The sequence below is a fragment of the Haloarcula sp. R1-2 genome (genome assembly GCF_011627385.1).
Classification (GTDB): Archaea; Halobacteriota; Halobacteria; order Halobacteriales; family Haloarculaceae; genus Haloarcula; species Haloarcula marismortui.
Map to the genome: position 1 here is coordinate 1,059,867 of NZ_JAANTG010000002.1, position 14,510 is coordinate 1,074,376.

Annotated in this window: 13 protein-coding genes; 5 read left to right on the top strand and 8 right to left on the bottom strand. The window is 61.8% G+C overall.

All coding sequences use genetic code 11. The annotated features are described in order from the left end of the window. Positions 1-23 precede the first annotated feature (23 nt). The gene (locus G9C82_RS13460; protein ID WP_127014373.1) at positions 24-572 is read left to right on the top strand and encodes a type IV pilin; all 549 of its coding nucleotides are present in this window, start codon (positions 24-26) and stop codon (positions 570-572) included. Positions 573-624: 52 nt separating this feature from the next. After that, on the top strand, positions 625-1,332 hold the full coding sequence (locus G9C82_RS13465) for a helix-turn-helix domain-containing protein (RefSeq protein WP_004957768.1): 708 nt from the start codon (positions 625-627) through the stop codon (positions 1,330-1,332). A gap of 498 nt (positions 1,333-1,830) precedes the next feature. Here the strand turns inward: G9C82_RS13465 and hmgB are convergent, their stop codons facing one another. Both hmgB and G9C82_RS13475 read right to left on the bottom strand, forming a co-directional pair. Next, positions 1,831-3,168: a hydroxymethylglutaryl-CoA synthase gene (gene hmgB / locus G9C82_RS13470; protein ID WP_007188858.1), complete on the bottom strand. Its 1,338-nt coding sequence runs from the start codon at positions 3,166-3,168 to the stop codon at positions 1,831-1,833. 98 nt (positions 3,169-3,266) lie between these two features. Further along, positions 3,267-3,950 carry a hypothetical protein gene (locus tag G9C82_RS13475; RefSeq protein ID WP_127014374.1) on the bottom strand — a complete coding sequence of 228 codons (684 nt, stop codon included), beginning with the start codon at positions 3,948-3,950 and terminating at the stop codon, positions 3,267-3,269. Between the two features lie 181 nt (positions 3,951-4,131). On the opposite strand from G9C82_RS13475, the gene G9C82_RS13480 reads away from it, so the two are divergent. Next, complete coding sequence (locus tag G9C82_RS13480; RefSeq protein ID WP_164734766.1) at positions 4,132-4,881, top strand: CAP domain-containing protein; 750 nt, start codon at positions 4,132-4,134, stop codon at positions 4,879-4,881. 34 nt (positions 4,882-4,915) lie between these two features. On the opposite strand, the gene G9C82_RS13485 is transcribed toward G9C82_RS13480, so the two are convergent. Both G9C82_RS13485 and G9C82_RS13490 read right to left on the bottom strand, forming a co-directional pair. Continuing rightward, positions 4,916-7,027: an Ig-like domain-containing protein gene (locus G9C82_RS13485; protein WP_127014377.1), complete on the bottom strand. Its 2,112-nt coding sequence runs from the start codon at positions 7,025-7,027 to the stop codon at positions 4,916-4,918. Positions 7,028-7,073: 46 nt separating this feature from the next. Next, the gene (locus tag G9C82_RS13490; RefSeq protein ID WP_007188863.1) at positions 7,074-7,655 is read right to left on the bottom strand and encodes a DUF2150 family protein; all 582 of its coding nucleotides are present in this window, start codon (positions 7,653-7,655) and stop codon (positions 7,074-7,076) included. 213 nt (positions 7,656-7,868) lie between these two features. Between G9C82_RS13490 and G9C82_RS13495 the strand changes: the two genes are divergently transcribed. Then, complete coding sequence (locus tag G9C82_RS13495) at positions 7,869-8,177, top strand: hypothetical protein (RefSeq protein WP_049938919.1); 309 nt, start codon at positions 7,869-7,871, stop codon at positions 8,175-8,177. A gap of 1 nt (position 8,178) precedes the next feature. Here G9C82_RS13495 and G9C82_RS13500 read toward each other — a convergent pair whose 3' ends face one another. Next, positions 8,179-9,402, bottom strand: a complete 1,224-nt coding sequence (locus G9C82_RS13500) for a mechanosensitive ion channel family protein (protein ID WP_127014378.1) — start codon at positions 9,400-9,402, stop codon at positions 8,179-8,181. 95 nt (positions 9,403-9,497) lie between these two features. After that, complete coding sequence (pdxS, locus tag G9C82_RS13505; protein ID WP_004957745.1) at positions 9,498-10,406, bottom strand: pyridoxal 5'-phosphate synthase lyase subunit PdxS; 909 nt, start codon at positions 10,404-10,406, stop codon at positions 9,498-9,500. A gap of 166 nt (positions 10,407-10,572) precedes the next feature. Between pdxS and G9C82_RS13510 the strand changes: the two genes are divergently transcribed. After that, a complete protein-coding gene (locus G9C82_RS13510; RefSeq protein WP_004957742.1) occupies positions 10,573-11,343 on the top strand; it encodes a DUF1405 domain-containing protein in 771 nt (256 codons plus the stop codon). A 36-nt stretch (positions 11,344-11,379) separates the two neighbouring features. On the opposite strand, the gene G9C82_RS13515 is transcribed toward G9C82_RS13510, so the two are convergent. Both G9C82_RS13515 and G9C82_RS13520 read right to left on the bottom strand, forming a co-directional pair. Further along, entirely contained in the window at positions 11,380-11,556 is a 177-nt protein-coding gene (locus G9C82_RS13515) for a hypothetical protein (protein ID WP_004957739.1), read from the bottom strand. 93 nt (positions 11,557-11,649) lie between these two features. Then, positions 11,650-14,373, bottom strand: coding sequence for a valine--tRNA ligase (locus tag G9C82_RS13520; protein WP_127014379.1), 2,724 nt, complete (start codon positions 14,371-14,373; stop codon positions 11,650-11,652). Positions 14,374-14,510: the final 137 nt, after the last annotated feature.

A 14,510-nucleotide genomic window follows, 5' to 3' on the forward strand; every position in this document is an offset into this window, starting at 1 on the left:
GCAACGGGCAGTGTGTTCCACCAGTGGCCGGACGAGATCTCTCTCGTGACCCTCGTGGCGTCAGTCCCGTCATCGGCGTGGTCCTCATGCTCTCGATTACTGTCTTTCTGGCCGCGGCAGTCGGCGGATTTGTGGTCACTGCGAGCAACGACCTGAACAAGCGGACACCCACCATCGCCCGCTCAACCGGAGAGTTCGTGACTGGTCCATCGGGTGGATGCGGCGTCAACACGGTGTCGATTCGACACGCCGGCGGTGATCCGGTTCCGGCCGACGAACTGGAAGTCGCTGTTGCACTCCCCGACAGCGACGCTCGCATCGTCGACCTGCCAGTCTCCGGGACGGCGCTGGCAGCGAGCAACACTGACGACCCGGACAACCTCATCTACGACTACTGTGTCGGCGGTGTCATCGCCAATGGCGGTCAGCGGTGGTCAGCGGGCCGGGCCATCACGTTCCAGTTGAACGCCGGTGGCGGGACTGTCGGACCGGGCGACACCATCGAGGTACGCGTCGTTCACGTCCCCACAAACGGTGTCCTTGCTACGGTTGAACTGACCGCCCGCCGGTAAGCGCCCGTGGTTCCGATACCCTTTTATTCGCGACCCTCCAGCGTGTGAACTAATGGCAGGGGGCGCACGCGATGACCTCGCGGAAAAAATGGCGGGTGAGGTGGCACTGAGCGACGACCCAGGGGCGACCCTGCGGAAGTGGCGCACTGACTTCGACGTTGCACAGACCGAACTCGCCGACGAACTCGACGTATCCCCGTCCGTGGTCTCGGACTACGAGAGCGGCCGGCGTGACAACCCCGGTATCGGCGTGGTCCGGCGACTCGTCGTCGCACTGCTTGATATCGACGAGAACCGCGGCGGTGACCACATCCGCCAGCACGCCCGCGTGCTCTCGGCCGGGTTCGACAGCGACGTGGTCCACGACCTCCGTGAATACTCCGCAAATGTGGGCGTCGAGCGCGTCTACGACGCTATCGACGCTGAAGAACTGTTCCGGGGCAGTCAAGACACCGTCGCCGGCCACACCGTTATCAACTCCATCGCCGCCATCACGCGCCTCTCCTCGGACGAGTTCTACCAGCTGTACGGCCAGTCGACGAACCGCGCGCTCGTGTTCACGAACGTGACCCGCGGCGAGTCCCCGCTGGTCGCGCTCCGGGTCGTCTCGCCGACGCCCAACGCGGTTATCCTCCACGGGCTTGAGGACGAGGCTGTCTGGGAGCACGCACAGGACCTCGCCCGCATTGATGACTTTTCGCTTGCAATCACTGATATCGAACTGGAAGACCTGCTGGGCGGCCTGCGAGAGCTTCCCTGAGCGCGTCGGCTCTGGCCGTGCTGGTTCGCGCCTGTCGACACACATTCTGGAAAACGACTGTTGTCGTGAATGCGATCTCTCTGTTCACCACGCAGCGTGACAATTACTCTGTAGGGCTGTGAAGTTGTCAATGGGTACTACTTTGATATCGGGGGAGTCATGTCTGTGCATGGTGCAATTTGGCTTCCTTCTCGTATTGGCGCTCGCCAGTTTCGGATTTGTTGTTGCTGCCTCGTTTGTCGGTACGATGCTTGCGCTTCACTACTACGACAGTGGTGGGACTCTCTCTGTTTCTCTCGATAGCATCATTAGCCGCCTCAACAACGATACCCGATGGTAGGCTGCCAGATACTGTTCACCACGGCATCAATAGGACTCTGCGTATTCACGACACCTGACAGCGCGCTTTTTATTACTCCCTGCGGTCGTGCCCCTCGCTAGTCTCCACGGCCCCTCTCGCCGCTCCGATTCGAGGGCCGCGTTTCCTGCGCCCCTCGCTTACTCCACGTACCGATATTTCCGCTCACCCATCCGGCCCCAGCCGTCGAAGGCGAATTCCTTTTCGGGCGCGGTGAACTCCTCGACATCGGCCTCGGTATCGTGATTGTGGACGTCGTGGACCTGTTCGTACTCCGCAAAGGTGAGCTCGTGGCGGTTCTGGATCTGCTCGTCGATATCGAGCGCGCCGATCTCCTCCTCCCAGCCGGGGACAACGGTTTCAGCGTGGACTTCCGCCTGTGCGCCGGACCCGTAGGAGGCAACTAACAATTTCGCCTCGTCCAGATCCAGTCCGCTCTCGCGGGCGTGTTTCAGCCCAGAGGCACGGGCGATGTGGACAGAACCGGTGTACCAGTTCCCGACCTCCCGGGAAATTTCGAGCGTCGGCTCGATGGTATTGGCGTACCAGTCCTGATAGCGCTCGGTTTCGGTGAGTGCGTCCGTGTACTCCTTGATGGCCGCGTGGAACTCGTCGTCGGTCTCGAAGTCCGAACGCATGGGCTGGTGGCCGATTTCCTCGGCGAGCAGGTCGCCGACGTCTGTGCCGCGAACGATGTGTCGGTAGCCAAGCGCTGCGGCCTTCCGGACCATGCCCGGGAACGGCGTATGGAAGGGAATCATCTCGTAGTCGCCCGGGTGGATGTCGCCGGCTACCTCAGCGAAGTCCTCCAGCGCCTCGCGCATACGGGCGAGGTAGACGTTCACCGAGCGCTTTCCGTCGACGGACGGGAACTGCTGATTTGGTTTGAGGAAGTCGGTTTCGTCGGCGCTGCCGTACCCCTGTTCGGTCGAGAGTTCGACCAGATTGGGGTCTTCGTCGACGAGCATCGCCACCGCGCCGGCCCCCTGTGTGGCCTCGCCGGGGTCGTCGCGGGCATACAGTGCAGTGTCAGTTGCGATGACGAGCGCGGCCCGACCGCGGTTTCGTCCGGCGCGGATCCAGTTGTAGGCGTCGTCGAGGCTTTGTGTCCCGGAGATACAGGCGAACTTCCGTTCACCCTTGTTGGCGTGGTGGAAGTTTTCGTCGTACACCTGTTCGAGACAGCCTGCGATGTACGTCGAAACGGGCTTCGAGTTGTCGAAGGCGCTCTCGGTCGCCACATCGATACGGCCGATATCCTCGGGCGTCAGCCCCTTGCGCTCCATCAGACGATGGGCCGCGTTCGCCCCCATTGTGACAATATCCTCGTACACATCTGGGAACGATGATGCACGCAGGCCGAGCCCCTTCGTATACTTCCCCGGATCGTCCCCCTGAGCCGGCGCGAACGTCTCAGCGAGGTCGAGTTTGAGCTTTCCGGTCCAGATCTCCATGGCGTCGATACCGACTGCAGTCATGAGTCTAACGTCAGCGTGGATGTATATGGGCTTGTCGACTGGTATTTCGACGGTTGACTAGTATTGCGCCGATAGGACGCGAACCTGCTGTGAGACAGTTATCCGCTGGTTGCTGGTTCCGTGCTGAAAGAGAAATCGACGATGCATTCGCCTTCGAGAACGTCGTACGGCTCATCCGGTGACGGAACAGCACGCGACCAGTCGGTGTTGTTGACCACGAGCCGATACGTTCCCGGCCCGATGGTAATCTGGTTGTCGCGGATGTTCGTCTGATGAAACCGCGACACTTCACCGGCGTACCGGGCCCGATAGCGGCTCTGGAACGCCCGATATTCTTCTTCGGTGAACAGAATGACATCCACGGCCGGGCCACGCCGAACGATGAGGTCGTAGGTGAGCGTTGTCTGGTCAGTCGCTTCGACCGTGTAGTCCTGGTATTCGTTTTCCTCCAGCCGGAACGACGTATCGACAGACCGGTGGTTCGGTTCGGGTGTCGGCGTCGGCGTCTCGGTTTCGACCTGGAGACGTGCCGACGTTTCCGTAGAGTTGTTCGTCTGCGACGCCTCGGCGCGCTGTGCTGTTGACGTGTTTGCCGGAGCAGCACTATTCGCCGCTGGCGTCGAAGCAGTCCCGACGCGATCAGTTGTAACAGTCTGCTGTGACGCTGCCGGCTCCGGGACGGGCGTCGTCTCGGACTCTTGATCAGGTCGACTCCCAAGACAGCCAGCGGAGAGCGCGGCGAGCACCGAGGCCCCGAAGCCGCGCCGCGACAGGTCACCCATACCTCAGGACACTCACCCACAGTAAAGATGTTTACGGGCGGGTTTTCGCCGCTGGTAATCGGAGCGTCGATACTGTCCAAACATATTTGTGGAGAGAGAGCCGAATCTACGCCGTTCGAGCCGGTTCCGAGATAACTGTATTGCAGATATCATTTCTCGGAACGGTACAGGAACGTATCATATGAACAGATCGGTCATCACACTCGGTTTGGTAGTTCTGGCGGCACTCAGTGTCTCGGCACTCGCGGGAGTAGCGGTCGAGGGAACGCTTGGTGCAGACGCGACCCAGTCAACGCCGACGGAGTTCACGGACGCGCCGCCAGTAGCGACTCCCCAGACGAACAGCTCGGCGGCGGCGACGCCGAGTCGTGTCGGGGCTGCGAGTACCATGACGCAGCCCGAAGAACCCACTTCAACGCCGGATTCGGCGCAGGCCACCTCAGCAGATGCACAGACGACCATCGATACGGACCGCCTCGAAAACCGGCTCATAGCGGCAATCAACGACCGACGTGGCAACCCGATTGCTAACGACGCCGTCGACGGCTCCCTCTCGGATGGGACCAAGACCGGCCAGACACTGTCAGCCATGGCCGGCAACCACAGTGAGCGAATGGCTGAACAGGGGTTGGCCTCCCCGATTGCGAACGGGTCAGACACGACAGACCGGTATGCGGCCGCCGGACTGTCCGAGCAGTGTCGCCTCCGCCACGAAGGCAATGCGTATATCCGCCCGGTGACCGACCTCGAACTGGTCACGAGTATCGACCCGAACGGGGCGAACGCGACCCGGACGGCCAACGCCGTCGCCGACCACTGGTTCGACCTCTCCGGCCCTCGTGACACGTTGTACGTGGCGAACGCGAACCACATCGGCGTCGGCGCGGCGACTGCCGATGGTGTCGTCTACATTACCGTGAATCTCTGCTGAACTGAAGCAGGGTTGGTTCACCCAGAATTGTTCATCAGGGGGTGCGACAGCGCAGTCCTCTCTCGTCTATCAGGTCTGTGTCGGCGTTCCTGATAGTCCCTTCACAAATGTGTGTATTCCCGCTATTGTCCACTAGCGTGATTTCTACGTTCACTCGGCTATTGCTACCGCTGAGAACATTCTTTGCCCCCAGATTGAGCTTATAATCAACCAGTGAACCACTCGATGGGTTTCTCGTTACCGAATTCAATTCTGTGCCACTCTCATCCGTTGCAGTCAACTCCACGCTATCGATTCCAGATTTGTCTGCAACGCGGAACTCGAACTGAACGTCGTCGTTGTTGTTCCCCGTGTTGTCGTTGTGTTTCACCGACCCGAAATCGGCCACGGGAGGTCTAATATCCGGGTCGGACTCGCTATAGTCACCAGTCACAGTGAACGCGGATGCCCGGGTTTCTCCGTTTGGGAACGTGTATGTAATTGTCTGTGTAACGCTCTTGCCGCTCATATCGACTGCGTCGTTGTTGCCCGGCCGGAATTCATAGAGATAGACCTCCCCGTCGGACTGTCCAGATACTTCTGGGTTGCCGTCTCTCTCAAACCCATCAGTGTCGATATCTATGTCCACCGGAAGATCAGTGCCACCGTCGATATCAGTGTAGCCGTCACGGATATCGCCATCAATGTATAGTTCGGTGCGTTCCCGCTGGTCGTTGGGTGTCACCTGATCCGAAATGCGGTTAACATTCGTGCTCTGACTCGTCAGACTAATGTCTGTGATCTCGACCTGCTGATCGTGTGTGTTGGTGAAGCTGTACTGAATGCCACCGGGAATCGTATCAGGGTCGTCGTTGTCCAGTGCCAGGGCATCATAATTGTAAGCCAGCCCGATTTCTTCGTTATTACCGTTGGTCCCGCCATTCCCGGACCCGGCAGTCACCTCTACACTGACGCTCACGTTCTTCGGTGTCTCTCCGTCGAAGGATGAGTCAAGGCTCTGTAAGCTGAAGTTCACCTGGTTCGTGGCGACCGGTGTGTTTGAATCGGTGTTGTACTCGAACGTTACCTGCCCGTCGCTGTCGGAGGACTCCGTGTTTGTCGCGAGCGCCCCCGCGTCGTCCGAGCCGTTAACTTCGATACCGCTTACGGGGTTGTTATACGCGTCCCGGACCTCCAGCACGATCTCCTTGCTGTTACCCCTCGCGACAGTAATCTCCTCGCTGCCGACGGTCGTGAGGTACGCTTCATTTTCGTCGGTGTCGCCCGATCCGACGCCCGCTTTCGCCATCTTCAGGCGATACGTGGTGTCTCGTTCGAAAACGATAGTGATGTTATAGAGCGAGCCCGGTCCCTCGGCTCCGGTGACGCTTGCGACGTACTGTTCATTGCCCTTGTCGCCTGGATTCGGGTCGATTTCGTTGTCGAGAAGCGCTCTCCATTCCGACGCCGGAAGTCGAGAAAGGAACGATACCGAGACGTTCGATGTCGACGTCGTATTTGTTACGCGGACCGTCCGGGAGGACTGGGACTTTGGCTCTACGTCGACCGTGACCGAATCGCTCGTCGAGCGGCTCATCGACCCGTTGAGTGTGACGAGCGTGATGTCCCGCCCGTCGACCATCGTCTGTTCCGAGAGCGTGATGTTCCCCTCGCGGAACTGGTTGTAGACGACCGAGTGCTCGTAGACAGTCTCCGGCGCCTCCCCGTAGACGTTGTATTCCGGCTTGTAGGCGATAGCCCCCGTGTTGTAGTGCCGCGGTGTGGTTCCGTCCCAGTAATCTGCCGTTTCGGGGGTGCGTGCCTCGGCGTTGCGAATCGTGAGGTTTTGGGACTCGTTGCTGGTCCCATCTGTGTACAGCAACCCTGACGGTGGCCCGGGATTCGTTGCCACTAGCCGACTCGGGTATCGCGTCCCCAGCTGGACCGAGACGGCTTGCTGGCTCGGCTGTCCCGGGACAGAGACGATGGCGTTCCGCAGGTCCTGCAGCTGCGTCTGTACCCGTTGATTGTGGTTGAACTCCACCTCCCGGTTTTGCTCCGGCACGGCAAACGCCTGGTACGAGGAGAAGGCGATGATAAGCACGCCGAACAGCAGTACAGCCCCGACCTGTACTGACTGCGCACGCTCATCGCCCATGAAAGTCATGGCGATGAGTTGCGGAGACGGCGATAAAAACCTGACTGCCGAATTATCAACTCTCGTCTTCTTCGACGACTTCCGGGTCGCTCATTGCGGTCTGGAGACTGTCAAGTCCGTTGACCCACTCGGAGACGAGTCCGTATTCGAGGTCCTCAGCGACCTCCATCGGGAGCTCCGACCCGCCAATGATCTGCGTGCCGGCCTGCACACAGTAGCCCAGTGCCGCGTCGAGGTCCTCTTCGGCTTCCGCGTCCGCGGCGGCTTCGATGTAGTCCGTGATGGTCGCATCGTCCGCAGCGCCTTCTGCGACGAACTCCTCGGCCGCATAGAACACGCACAGCAGCGATGTCTGGACGCCGTCGATCAGCATCACGGTCTCCTCGTCGTCGATGTCGATGTCGTCGAGAACGATCTCTCGGACGCCGGTAAGCTCGTCGAGCGTCGCCTCTTCGTCGAGCGGTCCGTCCTCGTAATCGGTGAGAATCTTCGCGACCGCGATCGCGGCGTCGTCCTGAAGGTTCAACAGGAGCCGCGCTGAATCCTCATCTTCAGGGTCGACGTCTTCTTCCTCGATGCGGTCTAGCCAGTTCTGCCAGCGTTCTTCGGTGTAATACTCCCCCGGCGGAGTGCTCATACCAGTCCGTTCGTGCCGTTGGGGATAGTAGTTTCGACCGGCGGCCGCTCTGTCGTGGAGTCCCTACCGCCAGGACGAAACAGCGAGCCACTATTTTAACGCTTGAAACAGCTTTTCTGTGGGTTTCTTGGATCGTCTGTGCACTCCGAGCACATATCACGGTCCCCGTCGACGAATGGACTTTTATGTCAGTCTCTCATGTTATGTATTGGCATGTCACAGCGACGGCCAGTTCCGACCTACGTCGGCCCGCTCGACCCGGCTGCAGTCGCCACGCTGGCCAAGCGTGTCGGTCTGGCGCTTGTCGCCGCGACGCTGCCGGTCGCCGTTGGCACATTCGCCGGTATGGTTCTCATGGCCGGGTCGCTCCCGGCCGCGACTGATGCCGCAGCCGCCGCGATGAGCGGACTGCTGACAACAGAGCAGGGACTGTCCTGGCTGTTCTACGTCAGCACGCTCGGGACCGCACTGGGATGCTGGATTCTCGGCCTGGGGCTCCTTCTCGACGGCCTCGACCTGTAGGTCAGCCGTCGCCGTCCGGACGCATCTCCACGCCGCCTTCCAGCGACTTTTCGTCCGCCGCGTCCACGCGGTTCGAGAGGGTCCGCTGTGGGAACGGGATCGCGATGTCTTCTTCGTCGAAAGTGGCTTTCACACCCCGGACGACCGCCGAGATGGCGCGCCACTTCCGCGGTGGCGTCGGGTGATCGATCCAGAACCGGAGTTCCATCACCACAGCGGAGTCCCCGAAGTCCTTCGGAACGACGTCCGGCGTCGGTGAATCGACGACGTGCTCGATGTCTGTCATCGCTTCGCGGGCGAGGTCCATCGCCCGGTCAACGTCGGTGTCGTAGTCCACACCGATGTCGACCGTGAGGCGCAACAGCCCCTTTCGGCTGCGGTTTGTCACTGCGCGGTCGCTCACGCGGTCGTTCGGAATGATGACGAACTCGCCATCGAAGTTCTCCAGCCGCGTATTGAAAACAGTGATGTCCGTTACGATGCCCTCCTGCTCGCCAATGAGCACCCAGTCGCCGATAGTGAACGGGCGAGAGAACATCAGGACGAAACCGGCGATGAGCGAGCCGAGCGTCTGTCTGGCAGCCAGACCGACAACGATACCGAGGAACCCGGCCCCGACGAGCAAGCCACTGAGGTCGATGCCCCAGACGGCGAAGATCGTCGCACCGATGGTGACGAACACAGTGACCTGCCCCAGTCGGAGAAGGATCTCCTCCTGGTGTTCGGTGAAGCCGGTAACAGCTTTGCTGAACCGGCCGATCCACCGCTGCATCTGGTCGGACAGGACAAAGGCCAGCATGACGAGAACGATCGTCTGTATCGTCGCCAGCACTGACTGATCGCTCCCGTCGAGGTACGGCCCGACTGTCTGGACGATATCGAGAACGCCCCAGACGATGAGAAACGAGACGACAACGAGAACGACCATCGAGAACTGGGCGATCCGGAGAAACACGCCTCGGATGGTCGTCGGCGTGTAGTCGGCCATGACCTGCAGCCAGTCGCCGGCTCGGTCCGACGTGACAGACCGAAGCCGGGAGAGGGCTGCTGGAACGATGACGACGCTGAGAAGGAGGACGACGAGAAGGATGAGCGTCGCGACGAGTCGCCCCTGTGTCGCGACCAACTGGTCCAGCGACCGCTGTAACACAGTAAATAGTTCCAGAAGGCCTTCACCGGTGTCGTTGGCCGCTGGCGTCGGCGTGGCCGTCCCCTGCACAGCCACCTATCGCCGCCGTAGGAACTTGTGTCTTCGTCTTTGAGCGTTCGTCTGTAAAAGCGGTGATAGCGACGCCGAAAACTGACTGGTCGCGGTTCCCGTTAGACGCCGCGACCCTGCAGCTGCTCTTCTTCGTCCAAGTCCGCGTTCGCCTGGCCTTTCATCCCCTTGCCGGGGTTCTTCGCGATCTCCTTAAGCTGTTCGGGGTCGTCGTAGTTGTTGACCGCCGCGACGACGGACTCGCCCATCGCCTGCGGGTTCTCCGCCCCGAAGATGCCCGAGCCGACGAAGATGCCGTCACAGCCGTGTTGCATCATCAGTGCGGCGTCGGCAGGCGTCGCGATGCCGCCGGCCGCGAAGTTGACGACGGGGAGCCGGCCGCGGTCCGCCGTCTCGTGGACGAGCCGCCGAGGCGCACCGTGTTCGCGGGCCCATTCGTCGCGCTCCTCGTAGGCCATCCCTTCGAGCTTGCCGATGGAGCGCTGGATGTTCCGCTGGTGCGTGACGGCTTGGTTCACGTCACCAGTGCCCGCCTCGCCCTTCGTGCGAATCATCGCTGCGCCCTCGTCGATACGGCGCAGCGCCTCGGCGAGGTTCCGCGCCCCGCAGACGAACGGCGCGGTGAACTCGCGCTTGTCGATGTGATAGCGGTCGTCGGCCTGCGTCAGCACTTCTGACTCGTCGACCATATCCGCGCCAGCGGCTTCCAGAATCTGGGCCTCGGCAGTGTGGCCGATACGGGCCTTACCCATCACCGGAATCGACACTTCCTCGATGATCTCTTCGAGTTTGCTGGGGTCAGCCATCCGGGCGACACCGCCCCGCTTGCGGATGTCGGCCGGGACCGACTCCAGGTGCATCACGGCGACCGCGCCGGCGTCCTCGGCGATTCGGGCTTGCTCACGGTTGACGACATCCATGATGACGCCGCCTTTCTGCATCTTCGCGAAGCCGCGCTTGACGAGGTCAGTCCCGCGACGGAGGTCCTCGAGGTCGGTCTCTTCAGTCATTACCCAGACTTAGGACTGGATTTACTTAACGCGTGTCCTTTTGCAGGACAGAACACCGTTTGACCCGCCCGAGGGAGACCCGATATCGGGCCAGCAGCAGCGATATTCTCCAGAGGACGGGGCTGAGACCACTACCGTTTTCATCGCGTCTCCCCACTGCATCGACATGGCTCCGGACGAGGGTGTCGGCGGGCGCATCGACGCGGTTGTCGCGCGGGTGTTCAGCCGGCGGCTCCCCGACGCCGAAGGGCTTCCGCAGTACGTTGCGCCGTTACCGGCGTGGTTGGAGAACGTCGGGCTCAGACTTGCCTGGCCGATCGCGCTCGTCAATCTGGTCGGCACGCTGTTTGGCTTCTGGTACTACGCCGGCCGGCCGCTGAACACAGCGCCGCCGCTCGTTGAGGGTCAGCTGGGCGCGGCCCCACTCGCCGCGTACCCGCTGATTCCGGACTCGCCCGTGGCAACGATGTTCATCGGACTTTCACTGGTGGCCTGGCGGCTCGACTGGGACACGCAGTGGCTCCACATGCTCGGCTTCTTCGGCTGCATCAAGCTCGGCCTGTGGACGCCGTACGTCCAGCTCGCTCTCAACGGCCCCGGCGGGATTCCGCTGTGGCTCTACTGGTTTCTGATTCTGAGCCATCTGGCGATGGCCGCCGAGGCATTTCTCATTCACCGCTATGCGAGCTTTTCGGTCATGTCCGTTGCCGTTGCGGTGTTCTGGTACGGCTTCAACGACGTGGTCGATTACTTCGTCCCGATTCTGGATGGTCCCCACCACACCTGGCTCCGGGCCGAGCCGATTGTCGCTGCCGGCGGGTTCGACCACACGGTGCTTGCCCACGACCTCGCGGCGGGCTGGGCGGTCGTGTTGACGCTCATAGCGACGTTTCTCGCACTGGCGACGCGTGTAGAGAAGGTAAAACGGCAAGCCTGACCGGCGCTGTCCTTTGCTTGCGGTTCTGGTGGCGTCTCAGGTCGTAAATCCGTCCTCTGCCTCGCGCTCGTCGAGGACCCACTCCAGTTCCTCGATAGCGCGCAGGATGGCGACCTCGGCCTCGTCTTCTAGCTCGGTCGACGGCGGGTCGTGCTTGTCGTACTCGTCCTGCAGCGCCTCGATTCGGTCCCGAATCGTTTCCTCTGTTCGCATGGTTTCAATGACCGGACCCGCAGGTCTTGATGCTACTGGTCCCGGCGATGGGTGCGAACGCAGTGAGTCTGTGACAGAAAAAACGCAGCGATCCTACCGAACCACGACGACGGCGCTCTCGGTTTCGGTCATCTCGCCCTCGCCGGAGTAGGTCCGGGACTCCTCGACAGCGAACATCTCGTCGTCGAGTTCGACGCCAGCGACCTGCAGCGTGTCGCCGTCGATCTCGTAGTCACCGTCCTCGATAGCGGCGTCAATCGCGCCGACTTCGCTGCCGAACTCGGGACCGACGAGCGAGTAATCGAGGTCGATGCCGCTGATTTCCGTCGTGATGTCCGGGGCCTCGTCGTAGGTGTCCAGTTGCGCCACGTGCATCGCCTCGGCGACGGCGTCCTCGAAGCCGGCGATGTGGCCGAACACCTCGACGTGGTCGAGGTCGGCGTTCAGCGGCAGGCCGTTCTCGGTCTTATACCGCCGGAGCGCGGAGACGACCTCCATCGCCGTCTCGCCCGCTTCGAGGTCGGCGTCGTAGCCGCCCGAGGTCGGCCAGTCCGTCGTGTGGATTGAGCTATCTTCCTCGTAGCACCGCTCCCACAGTTCCTCCGTGATGTGCGGGAGGAACGGCGCGAACAGTTGCAGGAAGGTCCGGTGGGCCTGCAGGAGCGTGAACTCGGTCGACGCGTCGTCACCCTCGTCTCGTGGGCCCTGCCCGCTCGACTGTTCCGAGGCGCTCCGCGCCTCGCCAGACAGCCGTTGCTTGGCGATTTCGAGGTAGTCGTCACAGAACGTGTTCCAGAAAAAGGACCGGAGTTCGTTCCGGGCCTTCGAGAACTCGTAGTCCTCGAACTTCGTCGTGACTGACTCGACGGTCGCGTCCAGTTCGGCCAGCAGCCACTCGTCGACTGCGGCGAAGTCGTCTGGCTCGTCTGGCTGACTCGCAGGCGTGAGCTGGTCGACCAGCCGGGAGGCGTTCCAGAGCTTCTGGAGGAGCCGTTCACCAGCTTCGAGGTCTCCCTCCTTGTACGGGAAGTCGTCGCCGATGGAGGTGCCGGCGGCCCAGTAGCGGGTGGCGTCGACCGGGAACTCTTCAAGCACCTCGCTGGGCGGGATGACGTTGCCCTTGGACTTGGACATCGCCTCGCGGTTCTCGTCCAGCACCATCCCGTTTATCATCACGTTCTCGAATGGCACCTCGCCGGTGTGCTCGTAGCACTTGACGACGGTGTGGAACAGCCAGAACGAGATAATGTCGTGACCCTGCGGGCGCAGGTCGAAGGGGTACAGCTCGGGCAGTTCCATGGTGAACGACTCACTGTCCGCGTCCCAGTCCCAGCCGGCGTTCACGAGCGGCGTCAGCGACGAGGTTGCCCACGTGTCGAAGACGTCCTCCTCGGGCGTCAGCGAGTCGTGGCCACACTCGGGGCAGCTATCGACCGGCGGGGCGTCCGACAGCGGGTCAACCGGCAGCTGCTCGCACTCGGCCATCACGGGCTCGCCGCAGTCGTCACAGTACCACACCGGGATCGGGATGCCCGAATCGCGCTGGCGGGAGATGCACCAGTCCCATTCGAGCCCCTCAATCCAGTGCTCGTAGCGGGTGGCCATCTTTTCAGGGTACCACTCCATCTGGCGGCCGGCCTCGATATACTCCTCTTTCTTGTCGAGCAGCTCGATGTACCACTGCTCGGTGACGAGATACTCGACCTCCTCTTCACAGCGCTCGTGGACCTGCACGGTGTGGTCGTGGTCGCGGCTCTCGAGCAGCGACCCCTCCTCGCGCAGGTCCTCGATGATGGCCTCACGGGCCTCGGTGGTGTGCATTCCCTCGTACTCGCCGGCCACGTCCGTCATCGTCGCCGATTCGTCGATTGCGAGCCGCAGCGGCAGGTCGTGGGCCTGGTACCACTCTATGTCGTTCTGGTCGCCGAACGTACAGCACATGACGATGCCGCTGCCGGTTTCCATGTCGACGCGCTCGTCGGCGATGACGGGAACCTCCTGCTCGAAAAGGGGCACTCGCGCACTGCCACCGACGAGGTGCTGGTTCTCGTCGTCGTCGGGATGGACGAAGACGGCGACACACGCCGGCAGTAGCTCGGGGCGGGTCGTCGAAATCGTAAACGTCGCGTCCTCGTCGGCCGGTCCCTCGCCCGTCTCGACGAGGTCGAAGGCAATGTCGTTGAACAGCGTCGACTTGTCCTTATCCTCCTGCTCGACCTGTGAGATGGCCGTTTCACAGTCCGGACACCAGATGGTCGGCGCGCGCTGACGGTACTCCCGACCCTGTTCGTAGAGGTCGAGGAAGGATAGCTGCGAGACCCGCTGGACGTCCGGCGCGATGGTCTTGTAGGTGTTGTCCCAGTCGATGGAGATCGCCAGTGACTGGACGTCCTGCGTGAACTCGTCCTCGAACTGCGTACACACGTCGCGGCACTTCTCCTGGAACTCCCGGCGCGGGTAATCCTGATGTCGGATGTCGAGTTCGCGCTCTGTCAGTCGCTCCGAGGCGATGCCGTTGTCGTCGTAGCCGAAGGGGAAGTAGACGGTGTCGTCGCGCATCCGGCGGAAGCGAGCGACGAAGTCCTGCAGCGTGAACTGGTAGAGGTGGCCCATGTGGAGGTTCCCCGACACCGTCGGCGGCGGCGTGTCAATGGTGAAGCGGGTGTCAGCGTCCTCGTCGTAGGCGTAGGTCTTGTCCGCGACCCACTGGTCCTGCCACTCCGGCTCTATCTCGCGGGGGTCGTACTCCCCGTCGAGGGCGTCTGCTGATTCGTCTGCGGTCGATTCGTCCTGCGGTGGGTCCTGTGTATCACTCATATTCAAGCGGTGGGTGTAACACCCGGGTAGCATCTGACTGCGGCGTGGTTATCAGCGGTGCGTACGTCGATTTGGAGCGGTGATGTGGGGCGTGGGGACCCCTACACCGACGGGCGCGAGAACCAGCGTTCGGGAGA

Bases quoted from the DNA above. Each gene is read 5' to 3' on its own strand.
- G9C82_RS13490 (WP_007188863.1), bottom strand. From the start codon at position 7,655: ATGAGCACTCCGCCGGGGGAGTATTACACCGAAGAACGCTGGCAGAAC.
- G9C82_RS13495 (WP_049938919.1), top strand. From the start codon at position 7,869: ATGTCACAGCGACGGCCAGTTCCGACCTACGTCGGCCCGCTCGACCCG.
- pdxS (WP_004957745.1), bottom strand. From the start codon at position 10,406: ATGACTGAAGAGACCGACCTCGAGGACCTCCGTCGCGGGACTGACCTC.
- G9C82_RS13480 (WP_164734766.1), top strand. From the start codon at position 4,132: ATGAACAGATCGGTCATCACACTCGGTTTGGTAGTTCTGGCGGCACTC.
- G9C82_RS13465 (WP_004957768.1), top strand. From the start codon at position 625: ATGGCAGGGGGCGCACGCGATGACCTCGCGGAAAAAATGGCGGGTGAG.
- G9C82_RS13510 (WP_004957742.1), top strand. From the start codon at position 10,573: ATGGCTCCGGACGAGGGTGTCGGCGGGCGCATCGACGCGGTTGTCGCG.
- G9C82_RS13515 (WP_004957739.1), bottom strand. From the start codon at position 11,556: ATGCGAACAGAGGAAACGATTCGGGACCGAATCGAGGCGCTGCAGGAC.
- G9C82_RS13520 (WP_127014379.1), bottom strand. From the start codon at position 14,373: ATGAGTGATACACAGGACCCACCGCAGGACGAATCGACCGCAGACGAA.
- G9C82_RS13475 (WP_127014374.1), bottom strand. From the start codon at position 3,950: ATGGGTGACCTGTCGCGGCGCGGCTTCGGGGCCTCGGTGCTCGCCGCG.
- G9C82_RS13485 (WP_127014377.1), bottom strand. From the start codon at position 7,027: ATGACTTTCATGGGCGATGAGCGTGCGCAGTCAGTACAGGTCGGGGCT.
- hmgB (WP_007188858.1), bottom strand. From the start codon at position 3,168: ATGACTGCAGTCGGTATCGACGCCATGGAGATCTGGACCGGAAAGCTC.